Source organism: Desulfosporosinus burensis (assembly GCF_054657535.1).
Genome location: NZ_BAAHYN010000042.1, coordinates 1 through 1,490 on the forward strand (window position 1 = coordinate 1; position 1,490 = coordinate 1,490).

The window sequence follows — 1,490 nt, forward strand, 5'->3', positions numbered from 1 at the left end:
TTTGGTTTAGTCCCTAAACTCGTAATTTTAGTACCAATTTATGGTTATAATATAACTGGCTCTTATCTACAGGCAGGATAGTGAAATGCTGGAGAGCAACACGAGCGGCCGGTAGAGTTCTGCTAAGGATAGCCAGGGGATATATTTAATCACCCTGGTATCTTTATTTCTATCCTTAGGAGAACCAAAAAGCGATAAACTCAAGAGGCGAAGCCTCTTAACTGTTACACCGCTTGGGGTAAACGCTCTCGATAATACTGTGAACGCATTACTAGGGGCGGATAACCTCCGTTTGGAGTGTAAATTCGTTTCCGATTGTAATAGGTTTCTATAAATCTAAACACTATGCTTTTAATCTTTTCCATACTCATTGTTTCGGTTCTGAATTTATAGATGCTTTCTTTCTTTAATGTGGCAAAAAAGGACTCCATTCTGGCATTGTCATAACATTTACCAGTACTGCTCATACTCTGTTTCGCACCATGCTGGGCGAGTGCTTGACGGTAGATCCCGCTTGTGTATTGACTACCCCTGTCCGAATGAAAGACCATCCCATAGGCTTGATACCTCTTAACACCCGAGGTAAAGGCTTCGACACATAGCTCGGCTCTCATGTGATTTGCCATTTTAAATCCCACGATACTTCCATCGAAACAATCCAATACGGCGGCTAAATAAAGCTTTCCGTCAGCCGTTGGGATTTCTGTGACATCTCCAAGCCATTTTTGATTGGGTGATACTGCAGAAAAGTCTTGTTTGATGAGATTGGCACTGGCTTGAGCGGCTAGATCTGCTTTGGTTATTCCTCTACAGTGATGTTTCTTCTTGAGCATAAGATGGTTGATTTTACAGAGCTTAAGGATTACATAATAGCTACCGGTATAGCCTTGATAAAGTTTTAAATGGAGATAAATCCTGTATGCTCCATAGTCCGGGTTGTCCGCACGAATTTGAAGGATCTTAGCCAAAAGTTCTTCGTATTTGTAAGGCTTGGACTGCCTTTTTAACCACTTATAATATCCGGCTTCACTAACCAGTAATACTCTGCACATGGTTTTTATGCTGTGCTTGGTTTTCTCTTTAGTTTTGTGAAACCACATCCAATGAAAAAGCTCTCGTGCAGCTATTTCTTTTGGCTCTCTGCGAAAAAACCTAAGGCCCTTTTTAGAATATCATTGGCGGCTTCAAGGTCTTTAATCTTCTTTTCCATTGCTTTGGTTTCAGCTGTTTTTGGGTCAATACGTTTATGTCCGCTGCCAACAAAACTTACTTCTCCATACCGTTTTGATTGATTTTTCCATGAGTATAGCGTTGTTACTGGAATCCCCAGTTTCTCTGAGGCAGCCGTCGTCCCTAATTCGTAAGACAACTTGATGGCCTCTTGTTTGAAGTCTTTGTCGTATTCTCGCATCTGGATTTACCTTCTTTCGTTTTTCCTATTCTTACCAGAATTACGAGTTTTCTGACTTAACTAAAATGATACTACTCCA

General features: G+C 40.9%; 2 protein-coding genes. Both read right to left on the minus strand.

The features are described from left to right. Window positions 1-224: 224 nt before the first annotated feature. Complete coding sequence (locus ACYQ3Q_RS28205) at window positions 225-1,100, minus strand: IS3 family transposase (protein ID WP_459927236.1); 876 nt, start codon at window positions 1,098-1,100, stop codon at window positions 225-227. A gap of 23 nt (window positions 1,101-1,123) precedes the next feature. After that, a complete protein-coding gene (locus ACYQ3Q_RS28210) occupies window positions 1,124-1,411 on the minus strand; it encodes a transposase (RefSeq protein ID WP_459927235.1) in 288 nt (95 codons plus the stop codon). Between the last annotated feature and the right edge of the window lie 79 nt (window positions 1,412-1,490).